This is a genomic window from Streptomyces diastaticus subsp. diastaticus, assembly GCF_011170125.1.
Lineage (GTDB): Bacteria > Actinomycetota > Actinomycetes > Streptomycetales > Streptomycetaceae > Streptomyces > Streptomyces diastaticus.
The window spans coordinates 1,768,247-1,783,514 of the sequence record NZ_BLLN01000003.1 but is presented as its reverse complement, the minus strand read 5'-3'; the positions used below and the strand labels follow the sequence as shown (position 1 = coordinate 1,783,514).

At 75.1% G+C, this 15,268-nt stretch carries 3 protein-coding genes (1 of these 3 only partly in view); 2 read left to right on the top strand and 1 reads right to left on the bottom strand.

Going from position 1 to position 15,268, the window contains the following annotated elements:
• Nucleotides 1-140: 140 nt before the first annotated feature.
• Together Sdia_RS15995 and Sdia_RS15990 are read left to right on the top strand one after the other, a co-directional pair.
• Nucleotides 141-1,151 carry an ATP-binding cassette domain-containing protein gene (locus tag Sdia_RS15995; RefSeq protein WP_100457003.1) on the top strand — a complete coding sequence of 337 codons (1,011 nt, stop codon included), beginning with the start codon at nt 141-143 and terminating at the stop codon, nt 1,149-1,151.
• A 118-nt stretch (nt 1,152-1,269) separates the two neighbouring features.
• Nucleotides 1,270-2,118: an ABC transporter permease gene (locus Sdia_RS15990; RefSeq protein ID WP_100457177.1), complete on the top strand. Its 849-nt coding sequence runs from the start codon at nt 1,270-1,272 to the stop codon at nt 2,116-2,118.
• 821 nt (nt 2,119-2,939) lie between these two features.
• Here the strand turns inward: Sdia_RS15990 and Sdia_RS15985 are convergent.
• Nucleotides 2,940-15,268: the end of a type I polyketide synthase gene (locus Sdia_RS15985; protein ID WP_191835350.1), read on the bottom strand. Its footprint extends 19,615 nt past the window's final position; only the last 12,329 of its 31,944 coding nucleotides appear in the window; the start codon falls outside the window, past its right edge; its stop codon occupies nt 2,940-2,942.

Below are 15,268 nucleotides of genomic sequence, written 5' to 3'. Positions count from 1 at the left end.
GATCACCCCGCCCTCCCGGGCCCGTCGTTCCGGTGCCCCGGCACCGCTCCCGCCCGGCGCGGGCGTGGCGAGCGTCCCCGTCCGGCCGGCCCTCGGCCGGTCGTCCACCCTGCACAGACCCACGAGCGGGAGTACACCCCATGAGCGGGCTCCACCTGCCCCCTGTCACCACGCCCGCACCGGCCGCCGGCACCGCGTGCGGCGACCTGATGATCGAGGCGGAGGACGTCACCAAGTCGTACGGCACGGTCCTCGCGCTGGACTCGGTCAGCGTCAGTGTCCCGCGAGGCACGGTGCTGGGGCTCCTCGGCCACAACGGGGCCGGGAAGACCACTCTGGTCGACATCCTCACCACGGCTCTGCCGCCGACGTCGGGGCGGGCGAGGGTCGCCGGCTACGACGTGGCCGGCCGGCCGGTCGAGATCCGTCGGCGCATCGGGCTCACCGGGCAGTTCGCGTCGGTGGACGCGCAGCTCAGCGGGCGGGAGAACATCGTGCTGATCGCCCGTCTGCTGGGCGCGGGGCGCCGGGCTGCCCGAGCGCGCGCGCAGGAGTTGCTGGACGTGTTCCGGCTGACGGAGGTCGCCGACCGGCGTGCGAGCGGCTACTCGGGCGGTCTGCGGCGGCGCCTGGACCTGGCGGTGTCGCTGGTCGGCGCGCCGGAGGTGCTCTTCCTCGACGAGCCCACCACCGGTCTGGACCCCTCCAGCCGCCTCAACCTGTGGGAGATCGTCGAGGGGCTGGTCGAGCAGGGCACGACGGTGCTGCTGACCACGCAGTACCTGGAGGAGGCCGACCGGCTGGCGGACCGGATCGCGGTGCTGTCCGCGGGCCGGGTCGTCGCGGCGGGGACGGCGTCGGAGCTGAAGGCGACCGTCGGCCGCCGCACGGTGACGCTGACGCTGGGGTCGGGCGAGGAGGTGCGCTCGGCGGGCGCGGCGCTGCGCCGGGCGGGTTTCGCCCCGGTCAACGGCGAGGGCCCGGACCGGACCGTCGTCGTACCCATCGACGCCACCCGGGAGATCGCCGACGTCATCCGGACCCTGGACCAGGTGGGCGTCGAGGCGGGCGAGCTGACCTTCGGCGAGCCCACCCTCGACGACGTGTACCTGACCCTGGCCGATCAGGCCGCCGCCCGGACCCCGGCCTGACGGCTCAGGCCCCCGGCCGCCCCCGGGCCCGGCCCGGCGTGCCGTCGCGCGCCGCGCGCACCCCTCGACACCCCGGCCGGTGCCCCGCCGGCCGACGACGCCTTTCGTGGAGGACCCCTTGACCACTCAGCTCGCCCCGCCGGCCGCTCCGGCCGCGCCGCGGCATGAGGGCGGTGCGGTGCCCGCCTTCGGGGGGAGTTCGCTCCTCACCCAGATCCGGGTGCTCACCGGCCGGTCCCTGCGGGCCATGGTGACCGACCCGGGCATCGTGCTCTTCGGCCTGATCCAGCCGGTGGTCATCCTCTTCGTGCTGACCCAGGTCTTCAGCAGGATGGGCATGCCACCGCACTTCCCGGGCGGCGTCAGCTACCTCGACTACGTGCTGCCGGCCGTCCTGGTGGACAACGCCGCCCAGTCGGCGATGCAGTCCGGCGTGGGCCTGGTGGAGGACCAGAAGAACGGCATGGTGGCCCGGCTGCGGTCCATGCCGGTGCACCCGGGGGCGCTGCTGGCCGCCCGCAGCCTGGTCGGCCTGGTGCGCGGCGCCGTGCAGATCGTCGTCATCATGGCGCTGGCGATGACCGTCCTCGGCTACTCCCCCAACGGCGGGGCGGCCGAACTGGCGCTCTCCGCCGGGCTGACGCTGTTCATCAGCTTCTCGCTGGGCTGGGCGTTCATCGCGGCGGGCGCCTGGCTGCGGCGGGCCGAGCCGCTGCAGAACCTCGCCCTGATCGTGATCTTCCCGCTGATGTTCGCCTCCAGCGCGTACGTCCCGGTCGAGGACCTGCCCGCCTGGCTGGGCGCGGTCGCGAGCGTCAACCCCCTGACGTACGCGATCGACGCCACCCGGGCGCTCGCCCTGGACGTGCCCGGCCTGGACCACGCGGTCCCCGCCGTGGTGATCTGCGCCGTGATCGCCGTGACCGGCATGGCGGCCGCCGTACGCGGTTTCCGCCGGCCGCTCTGACTCCCCGCACGCGACTCCCCCCGTGCGTGCGGGGACGAGGCCCGTGGACGCTCCCCCCGCGTCCACGGGCCTTTCCCGTGTCCGGCCGGCGACGGGCTCCCTCAGCCGGAGGGGCGGGACCGCTGGGCGCACGCTCCCTTCCGCGTGGGAGACGGGCATGCGGTCACGTCGGCGGGCACCCGAACGGGCAGCGCCCGCTGTCAGCCCTCGGCGGAATCCCTCGAACTCCGGAGCTTGCCGGGGTGGGACCCGGCAGGCACGCCCTGAACGGCGGGCAAAAGCGGGCACCCGCTCGCACAGAAACGGACTGAAGAACTCCGAAAAGCCTCTCGCTTCCACCAGAATCCGCCGGACATGTTCATCCAGGAGCCCTGAGGCGCTCGCTCGACGCCGGCGAAGGCCACCGCGGGGACGCTGCCGCGACTCGCGAACGGGCGGCTGGCGGCACCTGCCTGAGGGATGAGGCCACCCGGACGCACTGCGCCCGCAACGGGCACGGTCGGCGGGCACGGGGGCAGGCAGGACCCACCTGCCTCACACACGCGCGGTCGTGACCAGTGGAGAAGGACTCTCCGTGCACAAAAAAGCGGTCATCGACCGCACCTGAACGGGCAGGATCGGGCTTCGTCGCCCGGGATCGGCTACTCGCTCGGGTGACCGGACGTCCCGAACGGACCGCCCCGGGGGGGCGAATCCGGACAGCGGCGAGAGGGCGGCCCTGGGGCCCGGCATCGTGACGATGCCGGGCCCCAGGGCCGCCCTCAGTTGCACGGGGACGGTGGTGGGGGCCGCCGGTGCGGGCGGCCCCCACCACCGTCGGGTCAGGAGAGCCCGAGTTCGTTGTCGAGCATGTCGAACATGTCCTCGTCGGAGGCCGAGTCGAAGTCGAAGGTCTCCTCCTCCGCCTTCTCGGCACCCTTGACGGCCTCGGCCCGCAGTTCCTGCCACTTGCTGCGGAGCACCTCCAGCCGACCGGCCACCTGGTCGAAGAGTTCCGCCCCCATCTCCACACCCGTGAAGGACTTCTCCAGCTTGTCCAGTTCGGCCAGGACCGCCCCCGGCCCGTCCGCCGGGGCGGGTGCCACCCGGGTGTACAGGTGTGCGACGAGCTCACTTGGGGTGGGGTGGTCGAACAGCAGGGTGGCCGGGAGCCGGACACCGGTGAGGGCGCCGAGCCGGTTCCGCAGCTCGACGGAGGTGAGCGAGTCGAAGCCCAGGTCCTGGAACGCGCGGGTGGGTTCGACGTCGGCCAGGCCGGTGTGGCCCAGTACGGTCGCGATCTGGCCGCGCACCAGGTCGAGCAGGACCTCCTCTCCCTCGGCCCGGGTCAGGCCGGCGAGGCGCCGGGTGAGGCCGGCGGCGGCCGCGGCCCCTCCGTCGGAGGCGCGGCGCGCCTGGGCCCGGATCAGCGAGCGGAACAGTGGCGGCACCTCACCGAGGGAGCGCAGGGCCGACAGGTCCAGCCGGACCGGGAGGAGGGCCGGGGCGGGATCGGCGGCACCGATGACCGTGTCGAACAGGGCCAGGCCCTGCTCCGGGTCGATCGGGGGCATGCCCGCGCGGGACATCCGGGCGATGTCCGCCTCGGTCAGCTCGCCGGTCATGCCGCTCCCCCGCGTCCACGGGCCCCAGGCCATCGACACCGCGGGCAGTCCGCGGTCCCGGCGGTGGCGGGCCAGTGCGTCGAGGAAGGCGTTGCCCGCCGCGTAGTTGGCCTGTCCGGCGCTGCCGAACGTGCCCGCCACGGAGGAGAACAGCACGAAAGCGTCGAGCGGGAGCCCCGCGGTCGCCTCGTGCAGGTGCCAGGCGGCGTCCGCCTTGGGGCGCAGTACGGCGGCCAGGCGTTCCGGGCTGAGGGAGTCGAGGACCCCGTCGTCCAGGACGCCGGCCGCGTGGACCACGGCCCGCAGCGGGCGGTCGGCGGGGAGGTCCGCCAGCAGGGCGTCGAGGGCCGCCCGGTCACCGACGTCGCAGGCCGCGACGGTGACGCGGGCGCCCGCCTCCTCCAAGGCGGCCGCGAGGTCACCGGCCCCCTCGGCGTCCGGGCCGCGCCGGCTCACCAGGAGCAGGTTCCGGGCACCGTGCTCGGTGACCAGGTGGCGGGCGACGGCGGCGCCGAGGCCGCCGGTGCCGCCGGTGACCAGGACGGTGCCCGCCGGGTCCCAGCCGGCCGCGTCCCCTCCGGCGGGCGCCGCGGCGCGTACCAGACGGGGCGCCAGCAGGCGGCCCTCGCGCAGGGCGAGCTGCGGCTCGCCCAAGGCCAGCGCCTCCCGCAGGACGGACGGCTCGACGGGCTCGGTGGCGGCGGACTCCAGGTCGAGGAGGGTGAACCGGCCGGGGTTCTCCGCCTGTGCGGCGCGCATCAGGCCCCAGACCGCCGCGGCCGCCGGGTCGGCGCCGTCGGAGGCGCCACGGGTGAGGACCACCAGGCGGGAGGCGGCGGACCGCTCGTCCGCCAGCCAGTCGCGGACCGTCTCCAGAACCCTGGTGGTCGCCACGCGGGCGGCCCCTGCCATGTCCCCCTCGCCCGTGCCGGGCTCCGCCCCCGGGGTGGTGGTGACCGGCAGCAGGACCACGGGCGGCACGCCGTCCCCGGCGGCGGGGCCGGTGGCGAGGTCCGTCAGGCCGGCCACGCCCGCGGTACCGTCCGCGAGGAGCGTGCTGTCCGCGCCGAGGACGGCGAACGGGCCGGCCGCCGCGGCGTCCTGCGTGGTGGTCTCCCCGGCAGGCACCCAGTCCAGGAGGAACAGGGAGTCGCGGCCCGGGCCGCCCGTGCCACCGGGCTGTCCGGCGGAGATCGGGCGGGTCGCCAGGGAACCGACCGTGGCGACCGGGGCGCCGGCCGTGTCGCTGACGGCGATCGTGAGGATGCCGTCCTCGGTGCGGGAGAGCCGCAGCCGCACGGCGGAGGCGCCGACGGCGTGCACGGAGACCGAGTTCCAGGAGAACGGGACCCCGCCAGCGCCTTCGCCCTCCTCGCCGGCCAGGGCGGTGGCGTGGAGCCCGGCGTCGAAGAGCGCCGGGTGCAGGGTGAACGCCTCGCCGTGGGTGCCGTCGGGCAGCGCGGCCTCGGCGAAGATCTCGCCGTCGCGGCTCCAGGCGGCCCGCAGCCCCTGGAAGACGGGGCCGTAGGAGAACCCGGCGTCCTCGAAGCGCTCGTACAGTCCGGCGGTGTCCAGCGGTTCGGCCTTCTCCGGCGGCCACACGGTGGCGTCGAAGTCGGTGGCGGGGGCCTGCGCGGGGCCGGCGGCCAGAGTGCCCTCGGCGTGCGAGGTCCACGGCGCGCCGGGGTCGTCGGCGGGCCGGGAGTGGATGGCGATGGCGCGGCGGCCCTCCGGGTCGGGGGCCGCGACGCCGACCTGCACCTGGACCGTGCCCCGCTCGGGCAGGACCAGCGGTGCGGCCAGGGTCAGTTCCTCCACCCGCTCGCACCCGAGCACGCCGCCGGCGTGGACGGCGAGTTCCAGCAGGGCGGTGCCGGGCACCAGGACGGCGCCCATGACCCGGTGGTCGCAGACCCAGCCGTGGGTGCCCTGGGAGAGGCGTCCGGTGAACAGGTGGCCGTCGGTGCCGGCCAGTTCGACCGCGCCGCCGAGCAACGGGTGGCCGGCCGGCGCGAGACCCGCGGCCTCCGCGCCGGCGCCCATGGCCATCATCTCGGCGGGCCAGAACCGGCGCCGCTGGAAGGCGTAGGTGGGCAGGTCCACCCGGCGGGCGTCGAGGCCCGCGAAGAAGGCGGGCCAGTCCACGCGGACGCCGTGTCCGTGCAGCCGGGCGACGGCCTCGACCAGCGCGGCCTCCCCGGGGGCCGTACGCCGCTGGGCGGCGACGGTCACGGCGGTCTCGGGCAGGGACTCGCGGGCCATGGCGCAGGCGACGCCGTCGGGGCCCAGCTCCAGGAAGCGGGTGGCACCGGCCTCGTGCAGGGCGCGGACGCCGTCGGCGAAGCGGACCGCCTCCCGGACGTGCCGCACCCAGTACTCGGCGGAGCACAGTTCCTCGGCGCCGGCGGTGGTCCCGGTGAGGTTGGAGACCACCGGGATCGCGGGGGCCTGCGGGGTGAGCCCGGCGACGACCGCCCGGAACTCCTCCAGCATCGGTTCCATCAGCGGCGAGTGGAAGGCGTGCGAGACGCGGAGCGCGGTGGTCCGGCGGCCCAGCTCGCGCAGGGCTCCGGTCACCTTCTCCACACCCTCGGCGGTACCGGAGACCACCACGGAGGCGGGGCCGTTGACGGCGGCGACCGAGACCCCGTCGGTGAGACGCGGCAGCACCTCCTCCTCGGTGGCCTGGACGGCGGCCATCGCGCCGCCCTCCGGCAGCGCCTGCATCAGCCGGCCACGCGCGGCGACCAGGGCGCAGGCGTCCGCCAGCGAGAACACCCCGGCGACGTGCGCGGCGGCGATCTCACCGATCGAGTGCCCGGCCACCAGGTCGGGGGTGACGCCCCACGAGGCGGTGAGCCGATGGAGGGCCACTCCGAGGGCGAACAGCGCGGCCTGCGCGTACGCGGTGGCGTTCAGGGCGTCCTCGTCGTCGCCCCAGACCACCTCGCGCAGCGGGCGGTCCAGGTGCTCGTCGAGTCCGGCGCAGACCGCGTCGAACGCCTCGGCGAAGACCGGGAACCGCTCGTGGAGGCCGCGTCCCATGCCGAGCCGCTGCGAGCCCTGCCCCGGGAACAGGACGGCGAGCAGTCCCTCGCCGGCCGTCGTGGAGGGTTCCTCGCCGCGGGCGACGGCGCCGAGCGCGGCCAGCAGGCCGTTCCGGCCGGCGCCCGTGACGGCCACCCGGTGCTCGAACGAGGCCCGGGTGGTGGCCAGGGAGCAGGCGACGTCCAGCGGGCGCGGCGCACGCGTTTTGGCCGCGGTGAGGTGGTCGAGCAGTCGCTCGGCCTGGGCGCGCAGGGCGTCCCGGTCGCGGGCCGACAGCAGCCACGGGACGACCGGGGCCGCGGCCTGCCCGCCGTCGGTGTCGCCGGTCGCGGGCCCGGCCGCCGGGAGGGCGGCGGCCGGCGCCTGCTCGACGATGACGTGGGCGTTGGTGCCGCTGATCCCGAAGGAGGAGACGCCGGCGCGGCGGGGACGGCCGGAGCCGGTCCACTCCCGCGCCTCGGTGAGCAGTTCCACCGACCCCGTGGTCCAGTCGACCTGGTCGCTGGGGGCGTCGACGTTCAGCGTGGCGGGCAGTCGCCCGTTGCGCAGGGCCAGCACCATCTTGATGACGCCGGCGACCCCGGCGGCGGCCTGGGTGTGGCCGATGTTCGACTTGACCGAGCCGAGCAGCAGCGGCTGCCCGGGGGCGCGGTTCTGCCCGTAGGTGGCCAGCAGCGCCTGGGCCTCGATGGGGTCGCCCAGGGTGGTGCCGGTGCCGTGCGCCTCGACGGCGTCGACCTGGTCGGCGGCGAGCCGGGCGTTGGCCAGCGCCTGCCGGATGACGCGGCGCTGGGAGGGGCCGTTGGGCGCGGTGAGGCCGTTGCTCGCGCCGTCCTGGTTGACGGCGGAACCGCGGACCACGGCGAGCACCTCGTGACCGTTGCGTACCGCGTCGGACAGCCGCTCGACGACGAGGAAGCCCGCGCCCTCGGAGAATCCGGTGCCGTCGGCCGCCGAGGCGAAGGACTTGCAGCGGCCGTCGGGAGCGAGGCCTCCCTGGCGGCCGAACTCGGCGAACACGGCGGGCGTCGACAGCACCGTGACACCGCCGGTGATCGCCAGGGAGCACTCGCCCTGCCGGAGCGCCTGCACCGCGAGGTGCAGGGCGACCAGCGAGGAGGAACAGGCGGTGTCGACGGAGACCGCCGGGCCCTCCAGGCCCAGCTTGTAGGCGACGCGGCCGGTGACGACGCTGCCGTTGCCGTCGCTGCCGGGGTAGTCGTGGTACATGACGCCGGCGAAGACGCCGGTCCGGCTGCCCTTGAGCGACGTCGGGTCGATCCCTGCGCGTTCCAGTGCCTCCCAGGACATCTCCAGCGCCAGGCGCTGCTGCGGGTCCATGCCGAGGGCCTCGCGCGGCGAGATGCCGAAGAAGCCGGGGTCGAAGTCGGCCGCTCCGTCGAGGAATCCGCCTTCCCGGGCGTAGAGGCCGTCGGGGTGCTCGCTCTCGGGGTCGCGGAGGATCGACAGGTCCCAGCCACGGTCCTCGGGGAACGGGACGATCGCGTCGTCACCGGAGGTGACCAGTCGCCAGAGGTCCTCGGGCGAGCTGACGCCGCCCGGGTAGCGGCAGGCCATGCCCACGATGGCGATGGGCTCGTGCTGGGCCGCGGCGAGCCTGCGGTTGTCGCGGCGCAGCCGGGCGGTCTCGGCCCGGGCCGCGCGCAGCGCGCCGGCACCCGGGTCCGTGGCCGGGGCCGCTCCGGTCCCGGCGGTGCCGTCCGCGGCCCCGGTCGCGTCGGCGATGGTGCCGTCCCCGTCGCTCCCGTCGTACGGACCGGGTGCCTCGTCCGGGGCGTCGTCGAAGGCCGCGAGCAGGGCGTCCCGTTCGCCGGCGGAGACCCCGCCGGACTCCCCGGCGAGTTCGAGCAGCGTCTCGGCCAGGCCGGCGTCCCGCAGGCGACGGGCGGGGATGGCGGACAGGGCGCGGCGCACCCCGTCGTCGTCATCGGTGGCGCTGCCCGGGCCGGTCTGGGGGTGGGCGGCTGCCAGTTCGTCCAGAACGATCCCGGTGACGGCGAGGGCGTTGGGGTGGTCGAAGACCAGGGTCGCGGGCAGCCGCAGCCCGGTCAGTGTGTTGAGCCGGTTGCGCAGTTCGGTCGCCGCCAGCGAGTCGAAGCCCAGTTCCTGGAAGGCCCGGTCCGCGCCGATCGCCTCGGCCGACCCGTGGCCCAGCACCGCCGCGACCTGCGACCGGACCAGGTGCAGCACCGTGCGGTGCCGTTCGGGCGCGGGCAGTTCGGCGAGCTTGCGCGACGGGGAGTCACCCTGGCCCGGCGCCACCGCCGATCCCGTGGCCGCGGTGACGCGGCGGGCGGGGGCCAGTGCGCGCAGGAGCGCGGGGATCTCGTCGGTGCGGGTGCGCAGCGCGGCGGTGTCGACGCGCAGCGGCACGACCGTCGCCTCACTCCGGTCCAGACCCGCCGCGAACAACGCCAGCCCCGCCTCGTGCGACAACGACGGCAGACCCTGCGACGCCATCCGACGCCGGTCCACCTCCGACAGGTACTCACCCAGCCCCGCGCCCACGTCCCAGAACCCGAAGGCCATCGACGTCGCCACCAGACCCTCGGCCCGACGCCGCGCCGCCAACGCGTCCAGGAACACATTGGCCGCAGCGTAATTCCCCTGACCCGCCGTCAGCACCAGACCACCCGCCGACGACACCAGTACGAACGCCGCCAACCCCACACCCGCCGTCGCCTCGTGCAACCACCACGCCGCATCGGCCTTCGCACCCAGCACCGCACCGAACCGCTCGGAACTCAGATCCCGCACAAGACCGTTGTCCCCGACCCCGGCCGCATGTACCACAGCAAGCAGCCCACGGCCGCAGACAAGAGACTCGACAAGACCGACCACCGCCCACCGGTCCGACACATCACACGCGACCACCTCGACCGTCGCACCAGCCGCACGCAACTCCCCCGCCAGCTCCCCAGCACCCGGAGCATCCGCACCCCGCCGCGACACCAGCACCAGGTCCCGCACACCACGCTCAGCCACCAGATACCGGGCCATCACCGCACCCAGACCACCCGTACCACCCGTCACCAACACCGCACCCTCACCATCCAACGACGGCACGGACACCGGCACCCCCACAGCGGAAACGTCCTCCCGCAACCGCGCCAGCCTCGGCACCCACACCACACCCTCGCGAACCGCCACCTCCGCCTCGCCCGACAGCACCGCCGCGACCGCACGGTCCACCGCCACCTCATCCGCGTCCACCGCCACATCGGCCAGAGCGAACCGACCCGGATTCTCCGCCACCGCCGCCCGCACCAGACCCCACACCGGAGCCAGGACCACATCACCGACGGCCGGGGCACCGGCGAGGCCCACCGGCATCGCGCCCCGCGTCACCACCACGAGGCGGGAGGCGCCGAAGCGCTCCTCGGTCAGCCAGCGCTGCGCCACGGCCAGCACACCGTCCAGCACCGACCGCAGCGAGGCGGGCACCTCGGCCTCGTCCGGGCCGGACATGACGGAGGCGTCCAGCACCACGACGGCGGGCGCCTCGCCGCCGGACTCCGCGACCTCGGCCCAGTGGGCCCACGCCGTGCCGGTGACACCGGCCCCGGTCGCGGGGATCCACTCGGGGGCGTAGAGCGCGCCCGCGTCGCGGGACGCGGCACCGAGCTGGTCGGCGGAGACGGGGCGGCTCACCATGGAGCCGACCGTCATCACCGGGGCACCGGTGACGTCGGCGACACGGATGTCCATCCCGCCGTCGTCGGCGGTGGCGATCCGGACGCGGACGGCGGTCGCACCGACCGCGTGCAGGGCGACGCGGTTCCACGCGAACGGGATCACCGTCTCGCCGCTCCCTCCCTCGGCGCCGGCGTCCCCGGCATCGCTGTCGTTGCTGTCGTTGCTGTCGTTGCTGTCGTTGAGGATCGCGGCGTGCATGGCGGCGTCGAGCAGCGCCGGGTGCAGGCCGAACAGCCTCGCCTCGTCGGCCGCCTCCTCGGGGAGCGCCACCTCCGCGAAGAGTTCCCCGCCCCGCCGCCAGGCGGCGCGCAGCCCCTGGAACACCGGCCCGTACGCGTAGCCGCGCTCGTGGAAGACCTCGTACGCCCGCTCCACGGGCACGGTGTCGGCGCCGGCCGGCGGCCACTGCGTCAGCTCGTCCCCGGCCGGGACGGAGGTGTCGGTGAGGAAGCCGGTGGCGTGGGTGGCCCACTCCTGCTCGGTGTCCTCGGGGCGCGAGTAGACGGCGACCGTGCGGCGTCCGGCGGTGCGCGGCCCGACGACGACGCGGACTTGGGCACCGCTCCGCTCGGGCAGCACCAGGGGCGCCGCCAGGGTCAGTTCGTCGAGCGTGGCGCAGTCGACGGACTCACCAGCCGTGAGGGCCAGTTCGACGAGGACGGCGCCCGGCAGCATGGTCCTGCCGAGGACCACGTGGTCGGCGAGCCACGGCTGCGCCTCCACCGACAGCCGGCCCGTCAGCACCGCGCCGCCGGAGTCCGGCAGCGACACCACCGCTCCCACCAACGGGTGGTCGGCCGTGTCGAGCCCGGCGCCGGCGGCGGCCGGGGCCCCGTCGGCGGCGGTCAGCCAGTACCGCTCGCGCTGGAAGGCGTAGGTGGGCAGGTCGACGGGGCGGGCACCGGAGCCGGCGAAGAAGCCGGCCCAGTCGACGGCCGTGCCCGCGGTGTGCAGCTGCGCGAGCGCGGTGAGCAGGGCGTCGGGCTCCTCCCGTCCCTTGCGGGCGGACGGCACCAGCAGGACCGCGGTCTCCTCGTCGGCGTCGAGGCAGGTGCGGGCCATTCCGGTGAGGACGGCGTCGGGGCCGACCTCGACACAGCGGTCCACGCCCGCGGCACGCAGCGCCCGGACGCCGTCGCCGAAGCGGACGGCCTCACGGACGTGCCGCACCCAGTAGTCCGGCGTGGTCAGTTCACCGGACTGCGCGATCCGGCCCGAGACGTTCGAGACGACGGGCAGCGACGGCTCCGCGTACGACAGGCCGACCAGGACCTCTTGGAATTCAGCGAGCATCGGCTCCATCAGTGGCGAGTGGAAGGCGTGCGACACACGCAGACGGCTGACTCGGCGTCCCTGCTCACGGAACGCCTCCGCCACCGTCTCGACGGCTTCCCCAACGCCCGAGACAACCACCGACGACGGACCGTTCACGGCGGCGACCGAAACGCCCTCGACGGATTCCAGATGCGGCAGCACCTCGGCCTCGGACGCCTCCAGAGCCACCATGGCGCCACCCTCCGGCAACGCCTGCATCAGACGACCCCGGGCGGCCACCAGAGCACACGCATCCGCCAGCGAGAACACACCCGCCACATGCGCGGCCGCCACCTCACCGATCGAATGGCCGGCCACCAGGTCCGGGGTGACGCCCCACGAGGCGAGAAGCTGGAAGAGAGCGACTTCGTAGGCGAACAGCGCGGACTGGGCATATGCCGTGCCGTCGAGGTCCGACGCGTTCTGGCCCCAGGCCACCTCGCGCAGCGGCCGGTCCAGGTGCTCGTCGAGCCCGGCCGAGACCGCGTCGAACGCCTCAGCGAAGACGGGGAACGCCTCGTGGAGGGCGCGCCCCATCTCCAGGCGTTGTGCGCCCTGCCCGGAGAAGAGGAAGGCCGTGGTGCCGACGGAGCGGGCGGTTCCGGTGACGACCCCGGGGGCGTTCTCGCCGGCCGCGAGGGAGCGCAGGCCGGTCAGGAGGTCGTCCCGGCCAGTACCGAGGACCACCGCGCGGGACTCCAGCGAGGTGCGGGAGGTGGCCAGCGCGTGGGCGACGTCCAGGGGGCGCGCCTCGGGCCGGTCCGCCAGGTGATCCAGGAGACGGGTGGCCTGGGCGCGCAGGGCGTCCGGGGTGGCCGCCGAGACCGTCCACGGGAGGACGGCGGGGGCGCGGCCCTCCTCGGCGGATCGCGGCGCGTCGGCCGCGACGCCGGGCCCCTGCTCCAGGACGACGTGGGCGTTGGTGCCGCTGAGGCCGAACGCCGAGACGCTCGCCCGGCGCGGACGGCCGGTGACCGGCCACGGCCGGTCCTCGGTGACGAGTTCGGCGCTGCCCTCGGTCCAGTCGACGTGCGGCGACGGCTGGTCGACGTGGAGGGTGCGCGGCACGGTGCCGTGCTCCATCGCCATGACCATCTTGATGACGCCGGCGACCCCGGCTGCGGCCTGGGCGTGGCCGATGTTGGACTTGACGGAGCCGAGCAGCAGCGGCCGGTCCCCGGGCCGGTCCTGGCCGTAGGTGGCGAGCAGCGCCTGGGCCTCGATGGGGTCACCGAGGGTGGTGCCGGTGCCGTGCGCCTCGACCACGTCCACCTCGGAGGCGGGCACTCCGGCGCCCCGCAGGGCCTGGCGGATGACGCGCTGCTGGGAGGGGCCGTTGGGCGCGGTGAAGCCGTTGGAGGCGCCGTCCTGGTTGACGGCCGTGCCCTTGACGACGGCCAGCACGCGGTGGCCGTTGCGCACGGCGTCGGAGAGCCGCTCCACCAGGAGGACGCCGACGCCCTCCGACCAGCCGACGCCGTCCGCCGCGCCGGCGAACGCCTTGCAGCGGCCGTCGGCGGAGAGGCCCCGCTGGCGGCTGAACTCGACGAACATGCCGGGCGTCGACATCACGGTGGCGCCGCCGGCCACGGCGAGCGAGCACTCGCCGGAGCGCAGCGCCTGTACCGCGAGGTGCAGCGCGACCAGGGACGAGGAGCAGGCCGTGTCCACGGTGACGGCCGGGCCCTCCCAGCCGAAGGTGTACGACAGGCGACCGGACACCACGCTGCCGCCGGCGGTGCCGGAGGGCGAGACGTTCAGCGCGTAGTCGTGGTACATGACGCCGGCGAAGACGCCGGTCTGGCTGCCGCGCAGGGTGGCCGGGTCGATGCCGGCACGCTCCAGTGCCTCCCAGGAGGTCTCCAGGAGCAGGCGCTGCTGCGGGTCCATGTACAGGGCCTCGCGTGGCGAGATGCCGAAGAAGCCGGGGTCGAACTGGGCGGCGTCGTGGAGGAAGCTGCCGCGCTTGGTGTAGCTCTTGCCCTCCTTGCCGGGCTCGGGGTCGTAGAGCCCGTCGATGTCCCAGCCCCGGTCGTCGGGAAGGTCGGAGACGGTGTCCACGCCTTCGGTGACCAGGCGCCACAGTTCCTCGGGGGTGGTGACGCCGCCGGGGTAGCGGCAGGCCATGCCGACGATGGCGATGGGCTCGTCGGCGGCCGGCGCCCCTGTGCCGGTGCGGACCGGGGTCCTTGTCCGCGCGGTCTCGCCGGCGAGCCGCGCGGAGAGGTGGTCGGTGACGGCGAGGGCGTTGGGGTGGTCGAAGACCAGGGTGGCGGGCAGCCGCAGTCCGGTCAGTGTGTTGAGCCGGTTGCGCAGTTCGGTCGCCGCCAGCGAGTCGAAGCCCAGTTCCTGGAAGGCCCGGTCCGCGCCGATCGCCTCGGCCGACCCGTGGCCCAGCACCGCCGCGACCTGCGACCGGACCAGGTGCAGCACCGTGCGGTGCCGTTCGGGCGCGGGCAGTTCGGCGAGCTTGCGCGACGGGGAGTCACCCTGGCCCGGCGCCACCGCCGATCCCGTGGCCGCGGTGACGCGGCGGGCGGGGGCCAGTGCGCGCAGGAGCGCGGGGATCTCGTCGGTGCGGGTGCGCAGCGCGGCGGTGTCGACGCGCAGCGGCACGACCGTCGCCTCACTCCGGTCCAGACCCGCCGCGAACAACGCCAGCCCCGCCTCGTGCGACAACGACGGCAGACCCTGCGACGCCATCCGACGCCGGTCCACCTCCGACAGGTACTCACCCAGCCCCGCGCCCACGTCCCAGAACCCGAAGGCCATCGACGTCGCCACCAGACCCTCGGCCCGACGCCGCGCCGCCAACGCGTCCAGGAACACATTGGCCGCAGCGTAATCACCCTGACCAGCCGTCAGCACCAGACCACCCGCCGACGACACCAGTACGAACGCCGCCAACCCCACACCCGCCGTCGCCTCGTGCAACCACCACGCCGCATCGGCCTTCGCACCCAGCACCGCACCGAACCGCTCGGACGACAGCGTGCCCACCAGGCCGCCGCCCCCGACCCCGGCCGCGTGCACGACGGCGCGCAGCCCGCGTCCTGCGACGAGGGACTCGACCAGACCGACGACCGACTCACGGTCGGACAGGTCGCACGCGACGACCTCCACCGCGGCACCGGCCTCGCGCAGCTCCCCGGCCAGCTCCGCCGCACCCGGGGCGTCCCCGCCACGCCGCGACACCAGCACCAGGTCCCGCACGCCACGCTCAGCCACCAGATACCGGGCCATCACCGCACCCAGACCACCCGTACCACCCGTCACCAACACCGCGCCCTCACCGTCCGACGGCGGCACGGACACCGGCACTTCGGGCTCGCCGAGCCTGCCGAGCCTCGGCACCAGCACCTCACCGTCACGGACGGCGACCTCGGCCTCGCCCGAGAGGACGGCCGCGACCGCACGCCCCACTGCCGCGTCGCCCGCGTCCACGGCGACATCGGCCAGGGCGAACC

Coding starts and splice junctions, on each gene's coding strand:
- Sdia_RS15995 (WP_100457003.1), top strand. CDS start 141: ATGAGCGGGCTCCACCTGCCCCCTGTCACCACGCCCGCACCGGCCGCC.